Raw genomic sequence first — 18,062 nt, 5'->3', positions numbered from 1 at the left:
ATGCAGGTGAATCAGTTTGCAGGCACTGCCCTATCCGGCAGCGGCAACAATGTATCGCTGTTTATTTCAATCTGCATTGGCTGCAGTTCCTGAAAATGATTCTCCTGCGATTTGCGTATGTAAATAGCATTCACTGCACCCAGCAGCTGCATCAGCTTGGGATTATTGGTCAAAGGTATCTGAGCACTCATTCTGATTCTTCGTATCACGGCGTGGGACAACCATCGCGCAAGCGGAAAATTGAGTTCCATCTGCTTTTTGGAAGTGTCTATTTCCATCACCAGATCGTTGAGCATTTCTTTTTCCAGTTCCAGTCCAACCTTCTTGCTACGCTGCGATGTAATGGATGTATCGAGCGCTACCCTATTGCTCAGCGCTATATTTACGAACTCCACAGAACTATCGAGTCCTATATGCCGGGCCTTCTCTTCAAAGTAGGCAGCGCTGCCAGTGAATGGCTGATTGAAGAAGGCTTTTACTGGCGACAACAAAGGAGGTTCGGCCCTTTGCGATTTATAGAGATCCCTGTCTGTTTCTCCGTTTTTCAGGTAAAGGATATAGATTTTGTAACTCCCTTTTTTGATCTTAGTATCATTCGCCAATTGCTCACTGAGCTTGCGGTAAACATCGAGCGTGGTTTTGAGGCCTGAATTTTCGTGATAGCCTCCATCTACAAAATTACCGAGACTATCGATGTAAGCGGAAGCGCTGAATACCGGGAAAAGCTCGCTGGTATTGCATGCCTGTCCGAGTGAAATATTTCGTTTGCGGAATGCAGGAATTTTATTTCCGGCTTCATCATACACATCCTTATCGTACAGGTATGCCGTGATATCCACTGCATCGTTGAAATAATCTCCGCTTAATCTGATGGGAGAAAAGATGCCTCTTCTTCCGTCGTTGCTTCTGCAGGTGTTTACAAAAACAAGTGGCATGTGCGCTCTGAAACGGATGCCGTTATGGTAAGGATCTTTCTCGTAGAAAAAACTCATGAAGTCGTGCGCGAGTATTCTTTCGTTTGCGGGAATTTGAATATTTCGGGGGAGTTTGATCTCCTGATCCGATCCTGTGCTGATCTCCTGCGTAACTTCCATGAGTGCTTTCTGTGTAAAGAATGCTTCTTCATCCTGCAGAATATTGTTTCTGTCGTGGGTACTGAGGTCCACCGGTATAAAGGTTTTCCAGAGATCGGTGAGCAACGATCCGGTGATGGAACTTCCTACGAAATTATTGCAGAATACTTTGGCAGGAAGGTTCAGCCATCGTTTGTCGATGCTGTCGCCCTTCATCGGTTGCTCCCAGAATGCCATCACTGTTCCCAGCCCGATGGAGCTTCCGGATACTGTAGAAACAGAAAAGATATGGTCTCTGAATTTTCCTTTTGTGAGATAGTCGAATGCAATGAGGTTTTCGCTGAACCACATGCCTGCACGCGATCCGCCACCTTCGCCACTTACGAGGATGATGGGATAAGGCGCAATGCTGTCTCTGTTGTTGATGCTGTCTCTCAGCATTTCGTACCTGTGCTGAAAATCGAGCCGTTCATACTGATTTACCAATGAACTTTCGGGATTCGGATCGAGTTTGTAATGCCGCAGATTAAGATTGATGCCGGCACTGCTGTTGTAGAGCACTACCAGTATTACAAAAACAAATCCGGCAACAAATCTCCGTGCATTGCTTACGTTGATGAAATAAAAGAACAGATCGATGATGAGTACGTAGAAGGAGAATAAAAATAGCAGTAATGATTCCGGAGCGAAATCGATATTCGGCCGCCACTTGAAAATGTATACTACAATAGCCAGCTGAATTATCAGATATCCCGCAAAGAAAAGACTATTGGCTTTGTATGTTTTTACAGTTGCCCACCAGTTGTACCTTTTAGTTTTAGGTTTTGGTTCCTGGCCTGCATGTTCTTTCACCACTGCAATCAGCTGCGAATCTTTACGATTGTAGAAGAAGTACATGAGAAAAGAGATCAGGTAGAGGATCAGCGCAAACACACGCTTCGCTTCTGTATATTTTTTCTGATAGATGATGGCAAACCAAACTAATGAAACAGCCAGCAAAACAATAACGATGATCATCAGCCATTTCCGGCCGGTTCTTCGTTTCTTTTCTACGGCTTGCAGATCACGCCCCTCTTTCTTTCTGGGCTCATATTCCGAGCCCTTGAAAAGCGTGAGTATCACTATCTCGATCAGCGCAAAACCTGCGAAAATCCAGTCGGCATAAGCTTGTCTGAACAGCACTGTAGACATCAGCCAGAAAGGGATCAGCGGAAGTATGCGATGTGCAAAGAAAAGGTGTTTGTGGAAGCTCGATTCATAATTAGGTTTGTTGTCTGCATAATCATCTTTCTGCTGAAAGAAAACCGCAGGGATGATCCACATGGACATCGAGTAAAAGATCACAGTTACGATGGTAAAGAAGATCCTTACTTCGGTATAGAGTCCGTCTGGTTCAAAGAGGCTTACGATCAGGTCTCTTCCCTGTCCCATTTTAGCGATCACCAGCCAGAACAGCGCGAGGAAGAGCAATTCGAGCCAGGCATCCCAAAGCACTTCTGAAGTTAGTTTACCCAGTATCCGCAGGCCTTTCCAGATCTTTCGGAAGAAACCATCATCCTCTTCTTTTATTTCGGCATACAGATATAACCAGTATTGCCTGAAGCTGGCATTGGGAAAACCGTTGCTCATACTATTTGAATTTTAGTTAAGTTTTGATAATTTGAATCAACAACCTGCTTATGAAAAAAAGCATCTTCACCAGACGGCTGCTGATCAACACATTGTTCTTTATTGCTGCTACTGCCGGCTTTCAGCTGATACATAAGAACGGATTCTTCACCCCCACAGAAACAGTAACGCATATCATCGACTCGCATCTGATGCCTGAAAAAAATGATGCCTCTTTCAGTGACTGGAGCCGGCGTTTATTCGATGCCGACTATGTGAGACTGGCATCTGCACAATACGACAGGTCGCTCTACATGCGCAGCTTTTTCCTCCTCGATCTGTTTTATCCTTTTATTTATTGTGCTTTCTTTCTGGGTCTCGCTGCATACTGGAAGGGTACAGGGTTTTACAGAACTCTCGGAGCAGCTATGATCATCTGCGTAGCCTGCGACCTCGGAGAGAATATCAGTTTTGCATGGTATCTCTGGCACCCACAGGGTAACGTAAATGTTGCAGTGGCAAATTTCACCACTATCAAATCTGTACTTTTTTCATTGGGGGGATTATCCGCTTTGATCGCATTTTTAGCGGCTATCATTCACAGGCGGAAGTAATTGCTGGTTGGATCGCTATTTGCATTTCGTTGTGCAGCTTACAAAAAAATAGTGAAACTGTATAGGGTGTTTTTCACGTTTTGATCTATATTGGCTCAATATTGAAGTTATGAAAGCATTCTCTCTGCATAGTTCTGCAAGTAAAACCAGCAGATTTTTTTCAGCCTCCATTTGTGTATGGATACTGTTACTGGCCACCCCTGCCCTGCTGCATGCTCAGCAGAAAACCAATAACAATGGTGGATGGAGCAGAATTTTCAGGCCCACGTATTCCATTCTGGCTCCGCATGAATGGAGGGTAGACAGTTCCCAAACGAGAGGCTGCGATCTCTACTTCTTTTCTCCTAAAGAGGATGCAACTGACCCTTTTAGCGAAAACGTAAATGTTGTTTTGTTACCTATAGACAGCACTACCTTCAATCTGGAAAAAGCCGTAGCATCGAACCTGACCCAGATCAACCAAATGCTGGCTGATGTTACTATTCTTAAAAGTGAAACCGTAACAGAGAATGGGCGCTCCTTCTATGTTCTGGATTATCAGGGAAAATATGGCGTACACAATATCAGGATTACACAGCATTGTTTTGCGAAAGGAAATATGTCGTATGTGTTGACACTTACTACCCGCATCGATACCTATGACAAGTACAAAGACATTGGCCTCAAAATAATGAAATCAATCATTTTTGAAAACACTATCGCTGAGCCACTACCCGTGATGGTACAGGATTACACACCTCCTGCTAAGGGACAAAATCAATAATGATCTCATTGTTCTTCGCGAGATCGGTACTCAGCGACAATACTTTCGTTTCGCGTTTGTAACGAATGCGCAACTCCGCTGTATTCGGCGGTATGCTTCCGAGATTATCCGCGACGAACAGCAATCTGTTCTCTCCGCGTTTGAGGTGAATGTTCACCGACTGAACAGCCTTCTTCACGGCAAATCCTTTCAGTATCCATTCTCCGTTGAGGCGGAGTGAGATGCTGTCTCCATCCTGAATTTCTTTATCACGCAATTCGAGTACAACATCAGCTGTATCCACTTTGAAGGTGGCAATAGAAGATGTAAGGCGTTTTGTTATCGTGTCTTTTCCGGTGAGTTTTGCAACCGGTGGCGCAGCCACAACGGGTGCCGGAGCGGGTTCTATTGTTTTAGGCAACACAGGAGGTATTGCCTTAGCAACTGAAACCTGCGAAGGTTTGTATAAGATATCCGCTACCAGAAAAGTAGCGTAGGCATTGGAGCGGTTGGCAAATCCAAACCCATATTCTTTTCCATCGATAGTGGCATGGAGCAAGCCCGTATTCGGTTGTATGTTCCCGTAATTGTCGGCAAAGAAGATGAACAAATTTCTGCCGCTATCGAGTTTGATATCCATCCTGCGATTCCTGTCTGTGATCTGCTCTTTGGAGAAGAGAGCACGGCCATTGTGAAGGAGTGTTACGGTGTCTTTGTCGTACCGTTCGTCGTCTTCCACTTTCATGGGAATGCTGGCCTGTTTGGAAACGATGGGATCATAGATGCCGAAGTACACTTTTTTTACACCGGGATCGAGAATGCGTTTTACACTTGAATCGGGCAATTGTCCATTGCCGGTTTTGCTGAGTGTGATACTGTCGCGATACAAAAAATCGCGCAGGAAAGTTTTGGAGTGTACGTAGATCTCATCGTCGTCGTAGAGACCGCGCATCCAGAAATCGCTTTTATCGATGTACATGCGGTTAACGGAAATCTTCTTATTGTTCATATCGAGGGTACCATTGAGATACCACATCCAGATGCCGAGTTTGTAGGGAGATTGTTTCAGCGGGTATTTGGCGCGGCTGATGCCGAGCTGGTATTCGTTCTTGCGGGCCAGCAGCAGTTCGTAAATGCCGGTGAACTCTCCGAATTTGAGGGTAAGAACCGCCGGGTAGAGAATGCCCATTTCGGGTTTGCCGATATGCAATTGCATCTCAATGGATTTTAATGCCCCTGCATAGGGTTTACGGCTGAATTGCCAGATGCCGGTCCACGGATCTGACTGAGCCTGAGCTGAGAACAGGCTTCCGATGAGCAAACACAGGATGAGGGTAGCTTTCATAGGGCAGCAAACTACGCAAAATTCGGCACCTCCCCGCGATCCCTTACCTTTGCGGAAATTTGCCCTCTACACGCTATGACTACGAATATCAATAATGATGCGCTGAATGAACTCGACGACAACCAGGAAGATGGCCAGGAAGAGCTCTATGAGCGGATGAGCCTGGTGGTTGACCGTGGCCAGGAACCGATGCGCCTCGATAAATTCCTCGTGGCCCGCATCGAAGGCGCTTCCCGCAACAAAGTGCAGCAGTCTATCGAAAACGGCCGTGTGCTGATCAATGGAAAACAGGTTCAAAGCAACCATAAGATCAAGCCCGGAGAAGAGATAGTTGTGTATTCCGATAAAGAAGTGCAGGGAGAAGAAATCATTCCTCAGGAAATGCCGCTCAATATTGTTTTTGAAGATGACGATATCCTCATCATCAACAAACCTGTTGGTCTGGTAGTGCATCCTGCAAGCGGCAACCCAAGCGGCACGCTCATCAATGGAGTGGCCTGGTACCTGTTGCAGCAGAATAAAAATCTGAACACCGACGAACTTCCACGTTTCGGTCTGGTGCATCGCATCGATAAGAATACATCCGGACTGATGGTACTGGCCAAAACCGGCAAAGCCGCCAGCAGTCTCGCCAAACAATTCTTCGATCACACTATCCACCGTCAGTACGTTGCATTGGTATGGGGCGATGTAGCTGAAGAAAGCGGCACCGTTAACGCACATATCGGCCGCCACCAGCGTTTCAGAAAGATCTTCGACGCCTACCCGGATGGCGATTACGGAAAAGAAGCCATCACCCACTACAAAGTGCTGGAGCGCATGGGCTACGTAACTATGGTGCAGTGCGAACTGGAAACAGGCCGTACACACCAGATCCGCGTGCACATGAAACATATCGGCCACCCATTGTTCAGCGATGAATTATACGGAGGCGACCGCATCGTGAAAGGAACCGTGTTCACCAAGTACAAGCAGTATGTAGACAATTGTTTTGCACTCTGCCCCAGACATGCACTGCATGCAAGAACCATCGGATTCAAACATCCGCGCACAGGCAAGCATGTGCAGTTTGAAAGTGAGATCCCGGCTGATATGACGGCGCTGATAGAGAAATGGAGAAACTATGTGAAGGTGAAGAATATCATCTAACACTGGTTCATTAAAATAGTAAACGGAGCGCGCAGATTGCGGGCTCCGTTTTTTTATGCAGGTGCAAATTATTTTCTGTTGAAATCGAACAGTGTGGCAGTGAAGAGGCCGCGTTCGCGTTTCTTCAATATTACGTTCCAGCCGCCGTAGTAGCGGAGTACGCGGGGCACGATCAGGTCTTCGAATTTTGTCATTTCCACTTCCATGTGCACATCGAAATTGTAGAACCCGGTATTGTAGCTGAGGTCGTAGTTTCTTGCCACGATATCCCAGGTATTTACATTGAACCAGGTGGTCATTTCGTTGATCACTATCTGGTCCTTTTCAGATTTGCTGAGATTGTCGCGGGGAATCACTTTGAAGATGTAACACATCTCCCCTTTGAACTCCTGCATATCGATGGAGAAATCGTATAGCGCGGCAGCTTCTTCTTCGAAGATGGCGATCTTGTTGCCGATGAATGGAATGCCGGGGATCTTTTTGCCGGGATTGAAGAACAGCATCTTCAACTGCTCTTTGTGTTTTTCGATACCGGATTTTCCTTCCATGGTGAAGGAAGTTCCTTTTACGATATTGCTTTCGCCGCAGATGGTATCGCGCGCAAAGAAAAGCCCGGCGTACATTTCAGCGGTATAGTAATTGAAACTGTGCTTCTTGTTGTACATATCGCCGGTGGTCTGTTCTTCAACGGTATTCATCCAGCGGCAACCTTTGCCGGTTTGCTGAATGGTACGGCTGTACAGGGTAGCTACGGGCTCACCGGATTTGTCTACCATGCGGATATCGTTGAGAGCAGTGTATCCCAGCACTTTGAGATTGCGGAAAGCTTTGTAGAAAGTGGTGTCTTCCTTTATCCGGTTGATGAAGGCCGGCACATTGAGATTGCTGCGCACCACCACTTCTTTGAGCGTAACGGCCTTGTTGCCGATGATGGCACTGTCTTTCTTTACATGGCTCGTATCCTGCTGCGACATGGCAGCAGAACCGATGCAAAGAAAGGATATTGTGTAGAGTAACTTCATGCAGTGTTGCCGACGGCTACTTCTGGAAAGTCATTCTGTAATCTACGCGCACTTTCCCTTTGGAGATATCGTCGAGCTTGCCTTTGATCATGCGCTTTTTCAGCGGCTTCAGATAGTCGATAAAGAGTTTGCCTTCGAGGTGATCGTATTCGTGCAGAATTACACGGGCAGTAACGCCAATGAATGTTTGAGTATGTGCTACGAAGTTCTCATCCATATATTCGAGGGTTACTTCTTCCGAGCGGTAAACATCTTCGCGGATCTTGGGGATGCTGAGGCAACCTTCGTTGTATGCCCATTCATCACCACCCAGCGATTTGATATGTGCATTGATGAACACCTGCTTGATGCCTGGAGCATCGGGATATTTTTCGTCTTCGGGTTCGAGATTCTCGAAAATCTGCGCACTGTCCACTACGAAAATGCGGATGCCTTTATTTATTTGCGGAGCTGCCAGCCCTACTCCATTGGAAGAATACATGGTCTCCCACATATCTTCGATCAGCTTTGGCAGACCGGGATAATCAGGTTCAATATCTTTCGCCACTGCTCTCAGAATAGGCGCACCGTAAGCTACAATTGGAAGAATCATTGTATAGTAATTGCTTGATTGCTTGTTTTTTGTGAATCCTGCAAATTTACTCCAAAATTCAGTACCGGCAAGGGGATTGAGGTTCCTTTTGAGACCCACATTGAGATAAGTGGTTGATAACAAAATAATTGCCGCATCGGTCATGGAATTGCAAAGGCGGGGTTTCCAGTGGCTATTCTCATGATTTCAGCTCAATAATCTTGAGGAATGAGGAAGAAGCTACACGTTCTGTTGCAGATATTCCTGCAGCATGATGGTGGCAGCAATTTCATCGACCAGCGCTTTATTCTGACGTTGCTTTTTGCCAAGCCCCATCTGGATCATCGCCTGTTTGGCCATTTTGGAAGTGTATCGTTCATCCACTTCTTTGAGGGGTATTGCGGGAAATTCTTTTTTCAGTCTTTCAATGGCTTTTTTCACCAGCGGAGTGGCGTGGGTATCGGAATCGTCCCAGTTGGTGGGCATGCCGATGAGGATCAGCTCTACCTGTTCTTTGCTGATATAATCTTTGAGGTATTTGAAGAGTTGCGGCGTTTCAACGGTGGTTAATCCGGTTGCCACTATTTGCAGAGGGTCCGTAACGGCCAGCCCTGTACGCTTTCCACCATAATCTATTGCCAGTATGCGCGCCATGAGATATTGTTGAATGAATTAACAGCAGGCCAATGCGTGCCTGATGGTGAGATCTGCAATTACGAATACCGCAAACACTACGCTGGCGATGCCATTGGCCGTCATGAATGCGAGATTTACCCTGCGGAGATCGTTTGGTTTTACAATGGAATGCTGATAAATGAGCATACCCACAAACACGGCAACACCAATCCAGTAAAGCATTTCAAAATGGCCGTACAGTCCGGCTGCGATCACACAGGCGGCGCTGATCAGGTGCAGCAGTTCTGATACGCGCAGCGCGCGGGCTCCGCCCAGTGCAGCTGGGATGGAATGGAGATTGTTGTTCTTATCGAAGGTTTCATCCTGCAAAGCATAGATGATATCGAATCCGCTCACCCAGCAGATCACTGCAATGGAGAAGAAAATGGGAAGCATGCTGAACACTCCGGTAACGGCGAGATAGGCGCCGATGGGAGCCAGCGACAATCCCAATCCGAGTATCAGGTGACAAAGCGGAGTGAATCGTTTTGTATAACTGTATCCCAGTACCACAAAGAGCGCAACCGGCGATAAGAAGAAACAAATAGGATTGATGAACCAGGTGCATGCCATAAAGAGCAGACTGCAGGCGATGGTGAACCAGAGTACGCTGTCGGCTTTCAGAATACCTGCGGGAATTTCACGAATGGCGGTACGCGGATTGAGTGCGTCGAATTTCGCATCGAGCCAGCGGTTGAAGGCCATGGCAGCGCTTCTTGCAAACACCATACAGAGTACCACCAGAATGAATGTTCTCCACCATGGTGAGGGGTTTGCCTGATGTGCATATTCCTCCGATACCAGGCCCAGTACCAATCCGATCATAGCAAAAGGCATCGCAAAAATGGTATGCGAAAACTTAACGAGCGAGAGATATTTTTTTACTGTAGTCATTTGTCTGAACTAAAAAGGTTTTTACGGCTTCTCACCAATTCCCAGAGCACGATGCCGGCCGCTACTGAAATATTGAGCGAATGTTTCATGCCGAGCTGAGGTATTTCAATGCTGCCATGGCAGGCTTTCACCACATCGGCATCCACGCCTTCCACTTCATTGCCGAATACAATGGCCAGTGGTTTTTCAGCATCGTAAGTAAACTGATGCAGCGGAACACTGTCCTGTACCTGCTCGATGGCCCAGATGCTGTACCCCTGCTCTTTCAGCTGCTCTACCGCAGCGATGGTGGTATCGAAATATTTCCATTCCACGGTCTCCGTAGCGCCGAGCGCGGTTTTATTGATATCGCGGTGCGGCGGTTGCGGTGTATATCCGCAAAGGTACACGCACTGCAGCAGAAAAGCATCGCAGGTACGGAATACACTGCCCACGTTATGCATGCTGCGGATATTGTCGAGCACCACCACCACAGGTACTTTCTCACTCTGTCTGAACTGGTCTACACTCAGGCGGTTGAGCTCATCCATTTCAAGTTTACGCATCCTGCAAAGATATTGGTTGTCAGAAACAATCCACGAATTCTCCACACCCGGTTCCGGGATTTTTTGGAGGCCGTCAAAGCCTTTATATTTGCCCCCATGGCTAAAGCAGGCACAGTTTCCCCGATGATGCAACAGCATAAAGCGATCAAACAGAAGTATCCTGATGCTGTTCTTTTATTTCGCGTAGGTGATTTTTATGAAACATTCGGCAACGACGCCATCGTTGCTTCCCAGGTGTTGGGCATAACGCTTACCAAGCGCCACAGCGGCGATCCCGACGCTTTGGATCTGGCAGGTTTCCCCCATCATTCACTGGATACCTATCTCCATAAACTGGTGAAGGCCGGCCATCGCGTAGCCATCTGCGATCAGCTCGAAGATCCCAAAACAGCCAAGGGCATCGTGAAGCGTGGTGTAACCGAACTGGTTACCCCCGGTATCGCTACCAACGACAAGATGCTGGAGCATAACAGCAATAACTTCCTCGCAGGCATTCATTATACCGAAACACAGAGCGGCATCGCCTTTCTGGATATCTCTACCGGAGAATTCTATGTTGCCGAAGGCAATCAGGAATATATCGAAAAGCTGCTGCAGACGCTGAGACCTGCCGAAGTGATCTTCCAGCGCAGTTACCAGAAAATGTTCAAAGAGCAATTCGCCAACAGGTTCTACACCTACACCATGGAGAGCTGGATCTTCGACGAAGCGTATGCCACGGAAAGTTTGCTGAAACATTTTCAAACGCATTCACTGAAAGGATTTGGTGTGGAAGGCATGCGCGAAGGACTCATCGCTGCAGGTGCAGTGCTGCATTACCTGCGCGATACCGAACATCCGAATCTGCAGCATATCACCGGCGTGCAGCGCATCGACAGAGAAGATTATCTCTGGATGGATCGCTTCACTATCCGCAACCTCGAACTCACCGGAGGTCCCGAACTGGGCAACAGTCTGCATAAAGTACTCGATCATACCGTGAGCCCTATGGGAGCACGACTGCTGAAACGCTGGATACTGCTGCCATTGAAAGATATGGGCCGCATCAATGAGCGACTCGATCTGGTGGAGCACTTCATCAAAGAAGTGGATCTGCGCAATAAGATCACTCATCATATTAAACAGACCGGCGACGTAGAACGCCTCGTGAGCAAGATCCCGACGAGAAAGATCGGTCCACGTGAAGTATTGCAGCTCGCAAGAGGATTGCAGCATATCGAAGAACTGCAGCAGCTCACCATCGACAGTCCCAACGCCTATCTGAAAAGACTAAGCGAAACGCTCGATGCCTGCGCCGCTATCCGCGACAGAATCAACCATACCATTGGTGAGAACCCACCTGCCGTTGCGGCCAAAGGAGGTGTAATTGCAGCAGGCATCCATGCTGAACTCGATCAGCTGCGCGCCATTGCCAGCGGCGGAAAAGATTACCTCAATGCCCTGCAACAGAAAGAAGCAGAGAAAACAGGCATCTCGTCCCTGAAGATCGGATTCAACAATGTATTCGGCTACTTCCTCGAAGTAACCCACACGCATAAAGACAAAGTGCCTGCCGACTGGATCCGCAAGCAAACACTCACCAGTGCGGAGCGATACATCACTCCCGAGCTGAAAGAATACGAAGAGAAGATCGTAGGTGCAGAAGAAAAGATACTGAACATCGAAGCCGCACTTTACGACGAACTGCTCAGTGCGCTGCAACCGCATCTCGCAGCGATGCAGCTCAACGGCAGTGTGCTGGCCATACTCGATTGCCTCATCTGTTTTGCCAACAATGCCTTGCAATACAACTACAAAAAACCGCAACTGCACGAAGGGCATTCGCTGAGCTTGAAAGAAAGCCGCCATCCGGTGATTGAAAGAAACCTGCCGGTGGGAGAACCGTATATCGCCAACGATATAGAGCTCGATCCCGAAGGCAAACAGATCATAATTCTTACTGGTCCGAACATGAGCGGTAAGAGTGCGATACTTCGTCAGACAGCACTGATCACATTGATGGCGCATATGGGAAGTTTTGTTCCGGCAGACAGTGCGCATATTCCATTGACCGATAAAATTTTCACACGGGTAGGTGCATCCGACAACCTGAGCGGAGGCGAATCTACTTTTATGGTGGAGATGAACGAAACGGCCAGCATCATCAACAATATCACGGCACGCAGTCTGATTCTGCTCGACGAGATCGGAAGAGGCACCAGCACCTACGATGGTATCTCCATTGCATGGAGTATTGCGGAGCATTTGCATAATTCGGATTTCCGTCCACGTACACTGTTCGCAACACACTATCACGAACTGAATGAGCTGGAGAATAAACTGCCCCGCATCCGCAATTATCATATCACCAATAAAGAGGTGGGCAATAAAGTGATCTTCCTGCGCAAACTGGCGCCGGGCGGCACTACGCACAGCTTCGGTATCCATGTGGCCAAGATGGCCGGTATGCCGCCTTCACTGATCAAACGTGCAAACGAGATATTGCATCAGCTCGAAGAAAAGCATGTAGATGGAAATGGTCCTGCTGTTGCAGCCACCAATGAGAAGGTAAAAAGCATAGCGACTGAGAAATTCCAATTATCAATTTTCGATGCACATAGCGAAACCTTCGACGATATACGGCAAATACTCGCTAACATAGATATCAACAGACTCACTCCCGTAGAGGCCTTATTAAAATTGCAGGAAATTAAAAGCAAAGTGAATTAATTTTTTTCATTTCTTGCTTTATCTCAATAAATGAAAGAGTTAAGTGCATGGGTATACTAAAAAGTAAAATCCGTGCGTTACATTCGTGCTTCCAACCGTACTTATAACTAATATCCTGGCTTATAATAACTGCCATTATTCCCTAAGCTGCCCTTTTGAAACATCGCCCGCTTACCAGCGATGCTAACCACAATAACCTTATTGAACGTTGTTCAGGCATGTAGTGCTATTTAAGCAGTTTGCTGCATAGGTCACTCGCATGGTTACACCTGACGCGCACTTACCCGCATTGATCATTTAAACCTGATACCGAACGTATTCTGCGTTGCTGCGTATGCGTTAGTTTATGCCCTTAAACTGATGCTGCAAACAGCAACAAGGATTGTTATGCCCTTTTTTTAAACCCTTGTGCCCGTAAAACGCTAAACCGTTATGAAAAGTAAACTACTGCTGGTATTTATCAGTGGATTGTTGCTCTATGCCCTAACTCCTGTGCATGGCCAAAGCTGCCCAGCACAATCCGACAACCAATCTGTTTCACCATCAGGCAATGTATGGTACGCCTACTTCTATCGCGACCTTAATTTAACCAACTATCACGCCCGCGCAAGCATCGGCAATCCTGCATTCGACATCACACTCAGCGGAAACTACAAACCTTCGCCATCAACTTTTACATGCCCTGCAAATGGCAGTAATTTCAGTATGCGCGCAAGGCTTACACACAATTTTACAGGAGGTACATACGACTTTAAAGTTGGCTCCAGTGGCGGTGTAAAGCTGTATGTCGATGGCATTCTGATGATCGACGAATGGCTCGATCAGACCTACACTGTTTATACGATGCCTGTATTGCTTACCACCGGTGCGCATAATCTCGTAGTGGAATACTACGGCAATAAATCTACCAACAGGGTAAGTTTTGCCTACAGTGTTTCCAGCTGTATGAGCACTATCCCTACAGAAACTTACGGCCAGGATACCTATTGGAAAGCTTATTACTACGATGGAAAGAATTTCAACACCTACATGGGTGAAGATTGGGGAAGTGATGGCAATTCAAAGATCGATAAAGACTGGGGAGGCCCCACAGCCACTATTCCCACCAATGCATGCCGCCCTATTGCAGAAACTTTCAGCGTACGCTTCAGGCTGAGAAAGAGTTTCGCCGCAGGCTGGTTCCTCTTCACTGCCGGTGGCGACGACGGTTATCGTCTCAGCCTTGATGGTGGCGCAACCTGGATCATCGACAAATGGGCCGATCAGGCTGCTTTCAATATGACTTCCAAAGCAATAAAACTGACCGGAGGTTACATCAACATGGTGCTTGAATATTACGGCAATCATGGCCCTAACCGTGTGTTCTTCAATTATGGGTCAACCCTTCCCGTTAACCTCATCAGTTTCGACGGAAGGAATACCGGCAGCGGCTCAACCCTCAGCTGGACCACCAGCAAGGAAAGCACTGAAGACCGCTTTGTGATCGAACGCAGTACGGATGGCAGACAATACAATGCAATCGGAGAAGTAAAATCAACCGAAGCAGTGGCGGTACCCAATGGCAGACGATACAGCTACAACGATCGCAATGCCCCATCAGGTTCAGCTTTCTATCGTTTGAAGATCATCGACAAGGATGGTCCTGAAAAATATTCAGCCATCGTAAACATCAACACAAAACTTTCCACATCGGCAAAAATTTACCCAACCTTACTCGATCAGCATAAACAGCTTTTCATTCAATCAGAAAAAGATCATAGCCAGTTGCAGGTGGTGATCAGAAATATTGCAGGACAGCAATTGCTGAAAAAAGATCTGGGCTCAATGGCCCGTGGACAGATAGCAACCCTGCCTTTACAACAAACGCCTCTCTCCAGAGGAACCTACGTGGTGCATGTATTTGCCGGTAATGAGCTGGTGCTCAAACAGGCGATCGTGATGCCATAAGGAGCAGGAAAAAAGTGGAATAGCAGCGGAGCTTCGGCTCTGCTGCTTTTTGCATTGGACAAAAGAAAACTGCCGGACTTTCGCCCGGCAGTCCTGGTCACGTTGCGCGATGACCAATTCAAACTTAACCACAGAATTGTAAGACGCGGAAAACTCCGCTCTTGTACGCAGCCCGTAGTTCAATCCCCACGCCAGTTGGCAATAACTTAACAGAATAAAATGTTAAAGAAAATCATTATGCGTATGCCGGATAGTTTGCAAAGCTTTAAAGCTGCTTTGCAGTGATGTGTAGAGGTTGCGGTAGACGCTGAAAAATTGTTGGTGCAATTGGTGGGTGAGCCTATCCGGCTGATAGGTGTGAGCAACCTGAAAAAAATCCCGCGCATCTGTCAGGGACTTCAGATGCCCTAGCGCTTTCCATCCTAGAATAGCCGCGCCAAGTGCAGATGCATCGGCATTACCGGAAACCTGCAATGGCTTACCCATCGCGTTGGCCAGCCATTGCATCCATTGAGGTGATCGGGTGATGCCACCACTCAGAAATACATTTTGAATGCTGCCGGCAGTTTGTGCAACTGCATCGGTGATATCGCAGATGGAATAGTTGATGCCTTCGATGAGTGCACGCATCTCGTGTGCACGCGTATGCCGGTGATCGAGACCAACGAATGCGGCTTTGGCGCCCGCATCCCACACGGGTGCGCGTTCTCCGCGCACGTAAGGAAGAAAAAGTAATCCGTCTGAACCAGAAGGCACAGTGGCTGCTTCATCGAAGAACCATTGCATGTCTGTATCTGCCTGTACATCGCGTTGCAGCAATTGTTTTGCATACCATTGCAACAGCGCTCCCCCATTGTTCAGCGGACCTCCGCAGACAAAATATTCATCATCGAGAATGTAGTTGAACACGCTGGCCTGCGGGTGAGTCTGAGGCGTATCCGATAACATCCGTACTGCACCTGATGTACCCACCGTTACACTGAGATCGCCGGGATAGAGTGCATTGCTACCGATATTGGCGAGGCAGCCATCGCTGGCACCTGCAATGAGCTTAATATTCTGAGGCAGACCCGTGCAGGTAGCCCACTCTTCTGTGATGCCCTGTATGATATGATCGGTACTAACTGGGTCGAACAACCGATTTTCGTCGATACCTGCCAATGCAAGCGCTGGCCTGAACCAGCTTCTGTTATGGATATCGAATAAACCAGTTGCGGAAGCTATGCTGTGATCGATTATGCGCTCACCCGTCATATGCGCCATCACATATTCCTTGATGCCGATAAAAGACGCTGCATTGCGATGAAGCTCCGGCATGGTCTCTCCGATCCAGATGAGCTTGCAGAGCGGAGACATCGCATGCACAGGAGTACCTGTGTTCCGATACAGCTCCATCGCCATATCGGTTGCACGAAGCCGTTCTGCCTGTTCAATACTTCTGAGATCGGCCCAGGTAATGCAGTTGGTAAGCGGATGCAGTTGCGCATCCACTGCAATGAGACTATGCATGGCACTGCTGAAAGCCAGTGCAGACGGGGCCTGCGCAATGCCCTGCTGTTTCAGCGACTGCATCAGTTGTTGCAATACATTGGTAACGGCCTGCAACAGCTCTTCGCAATCCAGTTCATACCGTCCATCGGGGGCTGTGATGGGCAGGTATCCTGCGGATGTTACGGCCACCACAACTCCATCGCTTTGCTGGGCGATTGCTTTGGTATGCGTTGTTCCAATGTCGAGTCCGATAATGAATTGCATGAACGCGTTAGCTTGTATTAATATTCGTACACGATATATCCCCAGGGCTCGATGCCGAAGCTGAGCCCTACACTGATGGGTTCTTTGGAGCCCATGAAAATATTCATCGGGTTGCCTGCCAGGGAAGTATCTTTTATCTGGATCGTCTGCTCTTTGGGAGAGAGATTGAGTATCACCAGAATTTTACGATTGTCTTTTTCGCGTACGTATGCGTAGAGAGCTTTATCATCCCCCACAGAAATCTTTTTGAAACTGGCATCGGTACTCAATGCAGGATTGCTCTTGCGAAGTTCCAGCAGGGTTTTGTAAATCTTCGCACGCCTGAAGTGCTTCATATCCATATTGTCTTTCTCGAAGAAAGGAATGGCACGAAGGATCGGTTCTTCCTGTCCGCTGTAGATCAATGGAACACCGTTGCGCATGGTTTGCGTGAATACCATAAATGGCCAATGTGACTGACCGGGATAAGTGCCGAAATCGCTTTTGTTCCAGCTGTTCTCATCGTGGTTGCTGGTGAAATAGAGGCGGATGGCACCTTTGGGGAAACCTTCATCTTCGCGGGTAAGCACAGAGTCGAGGGTAAGTGCATCGCGGGTTCCGGCCACTATCATTTTGGTATGCTGGAACATATCCGATGCATAACTCGCATCGAATCCTGCCCGGTGCAATTCACCATTATCGCCTTCGGCGAGCATGAAAATACCGGGTTTTGTTTTCTTCAGATCCGCGATGCATTGCTTCCAGAAATCGGCGGGCACTTCAGCAGCTACGTCGCAGCGGAAGCCATCGATATCGGTTTCGCGAAGCCAGAATTGCATGGCAGCGGTCATGCTGTCGCGCAGCTCTTTGTTATCGTAATTGAGATCGCGGGTATCGCTCCAGTCGAATGCGTAGATGGGTTGACCATCTTTACCACGGTTGTAGAAATCGGCATGTGTGGCCAGCCATTTGTGATCGGCGCCGGTGTGGTTGGCTACCCAATCGGTGATCACTTTGAAGCCCATCGCATGTGCTTCGCGCACCAGCTTTTTGAAATCTTCCAATGTACCGAAATCAGGGTTCACAGCAGTGTAATCCGATACTGCATAATAACTGCCGAGCGTTCCTTTGCGGTCTGCTTTGCTGATGGGTGTTATGGGCATGAACCACAGAACATCCACCCCCATTTCTTTCAGTCGGGGCAGAGACGAGGAGAACGCTGAGAAGGTTCCTTCTTTGGTGTACTGGCGCACATTCACTTCGTAGACGTTGGATTGCTTTATCCAATCCGGAGGCGGCGCTACGGCAATGGTATCTTTCCCGCTGTTGTTTTCTGTTGCTTTCTCTTTGTCGGGGCCGGAAGCACAACTGGCGATGAAGCAGCTTGTTACTGCAGTCATCGCCAGAATACGTTGTATGAATGAAGTCATGGTT

General features: G+C 47.8%; 14 protein-coding genes. 5 read left to right on the top strand and 9 right to left on the bottom strand.

Features of this window, described 5'->3' with window-relative positions:
* Nucleotides 1–11: 11 nt before the first annotated feature.
* A complete protein-coding gene (locus HHL16_RS20720) occupies nucleotides 12–2,702 on the bottom strand; it encodes a hypothetical protein (protein WP_169427244.1) in 2,691 nt (896 codons plus the stop codon).
* A gap of 50 nt (nucleotides 2,703–2,752) precedes the next feature.
* Here HHL16_RS20720 and HHL16_RS20715 point away from each other — a divergent pair, with 50 nt between their 5' ends.
* Complete coding sequence (locus HHL16_RS20715) at nucleotides 2,753–3,295, top strand: hypothetical protein (RefSeq protein ID WP_169427243.1); 543 nt, start codon at nucleotides 2,753–2,755, stop codon at nucleotides 3,293–3,295.
* Between the two features lie 109 nt (nucleotides 3,296–3,404).
* Complete coding sequence (locus tag HHL16_RS20710) at nucleotides 3,405–4,058, top strand: PsbP-related protein (RefSeq protein ID WP_169427242.1); 654 nt, start codon at nucleotides 3,405–3,407, stop codon at nucleotides 4,056–4,058.
* On the opposite strand, the gene HHL16_RS20705 is transcribed toward HHL16_RS20710, so the two are convergent.
* Entirely contained in the window at nucleotides 4,039–5,382 is a 1,344-nt protein-coding gene (locus tag HHL16_RS20705) for a hypothetical protein (RefSeq protein WP_169427241.1), read from the bottom strand. The genes HHL16_RS20710 and HHL16_RS20705 overlap by 20 nt on opposite strands.
* A 75-nt stretch (nucleotides 5,383–5,457) precedes the next feature.
* Here HHL16_RS20705 and HHL16_RS20700 point away from each other — a divergent pair, with 75 nt between their 5' ends.
* Nucleotides 5,458–6,531: an RluA family pseudouridine synthase gene (locus HHL16_RS20700; protein WP_169427240.1), complete on the top strand. Its 1,074-nt coding sequence runs from the start codon at nucleotides 5,458–5,460 to the stop codon at nucleotides 6,529–6,531.
* A gap of 68 nt (nucleotides 6,532–6,599) precedes the next feature.
* Here HHL16_RS20700 and HHL16_RS20695 read toward each other — a convergent pair whose 3' ends face one another.
* The 5 genes from HHL16_RS20695 to HHL16_RS20675 form a co-directional block, all read right to left on the bottom strand.
* Complete coding sequence (locus HHL16_RS20695) at nucleotides 6,600–7,553, bottom strand: hypothetical protein (protein WP_169427239.1); 954 nt, start codon at nucleotides 7,551–7,553, stop codon at nucleotides 6,600–6,602.
* Nucleotides 7,554–7,569: 16 nt separating this feature from the next.
* The gene (gene def / locus HHL16_RS20690; RefSeq protein WP_169427238.1) at nucleotides 7,570–8,145 is read right to left on the bottom strand and encodes a peptide deformylase; all 576 of its coding nucleotides are present in this window, start codon (nucleotides 8,143–8,145) and stop codon (nucleotides 7,570–7,572) included.
* Nucleotides 8,146–8,364: 219 nt separating this feature from the next.
* Complete coding sequence (gene ruvX, locus HHL16_RS20685; RefSeq protein WP_169427237.1) at nucleotides 8,365–8,778, bottom strand: Holliday junction resolvase RuvX; 414 nt, start codon at nucleotides 8,776–8,778, stop codon at nucleotides 8,365–8,367.
* 18 nt (nucleotides 8,779–8,796) lie between these two features.
* A complete protein-coding gene (locus HHL16_RS20680) occupies nucleotides 8,797–9,693 on the bottom strand; it encodes a UbiA-like polyprenyltransferase (protein WP_169427236.1) in 897 nt (298 codons plus the stop codon).
* Entirely contained in the window at nucleotides 9,690–10,238 is a 549-nt protein-coding gene (locus tag HHL16_RS20675; RefSeq protein WP_240966284.1) for an RNA methyltransferase, read from the bottom strand. The genes HHL16_RS20680 and HHL16_RS20675 overlap by 4 nt, the downstream gene beginning before the upstream one ends.
* 96 nt (nucleotides 10,239–10,334) lie before the next feature.
* On the opposite strand from HHL16_RS20675, the gene mutS reads away from it, so the two are divergent.
* Entirely contained in the window at nucleotides 10,335–12,947 is a 2,613-nt protein-coding gene (gene mutS, locus HHL16_RS20670; RefSeq protein WP_169427235.1) for a DNA mismatch repair protein MutS, read from the top strand.
* 432 nt (nucleotides 12,948–13,379) lie between these two features.
* Complete coding sequence (locus tag HHL16_RS20665) at nucleotides 13,380–14,894, top strand: PA14 domain-containing protein (RefSeq protein WP_169427234.1); 1,515 nt, start codon at nucleotides 13,380–13,382, stop codon at nucleotides 14,892–14,894.
* Between the two features lie 222 nt (nucleotides 14,895–15,116).
* Here the strand turns inward: HHL16_RS20665 and HHL16_RS20660 are convergent, their stop codons facing one another.
* Together HHL16_RS20660 and HHL16_RS20655 are read right to left on the bottom strand one after the other, a co-directional pair.
* On the bottom strand, nucleotides 15,117–16,649 hold the full coding sequence (locus HHL16_RS20660; protein WP_169427233.1) for a gluconokinase: 1,533 nt from the start codon (nucleotides 16,647–16,649) through the stop codon (nucleotides 15,117–15,119).
* Nucleotides 16,650–16,666: 17 nt separating this feature from the next.
* Entirely contained in the window at nucleotides 16,667–18,058 is a 1,392-nt protein-coding gene (locus HHL16_RS20655; protein WP_169427232.1) for an alpha-amylase family glycosyl hydrolase, read from the bottom strand.
* Nucleotides 18,059–18,062: the final 4 nt, after the last annotated feature.

Source organism: Pseudoflavitalea sp. G-6-1-2 (assembly GCF_012927185.1).
In the GTDB taxonomy this organism is placed as follows: Bacteria; Bacteroidota; Bacteroidia; order Chitinophagales; family Chitinophagaceae; genus Pseudobacter.
Note: the sequence above shows the minus strand (reverse complement) of the source record. Positions and strands in the feature narration are given on the sequence as shown.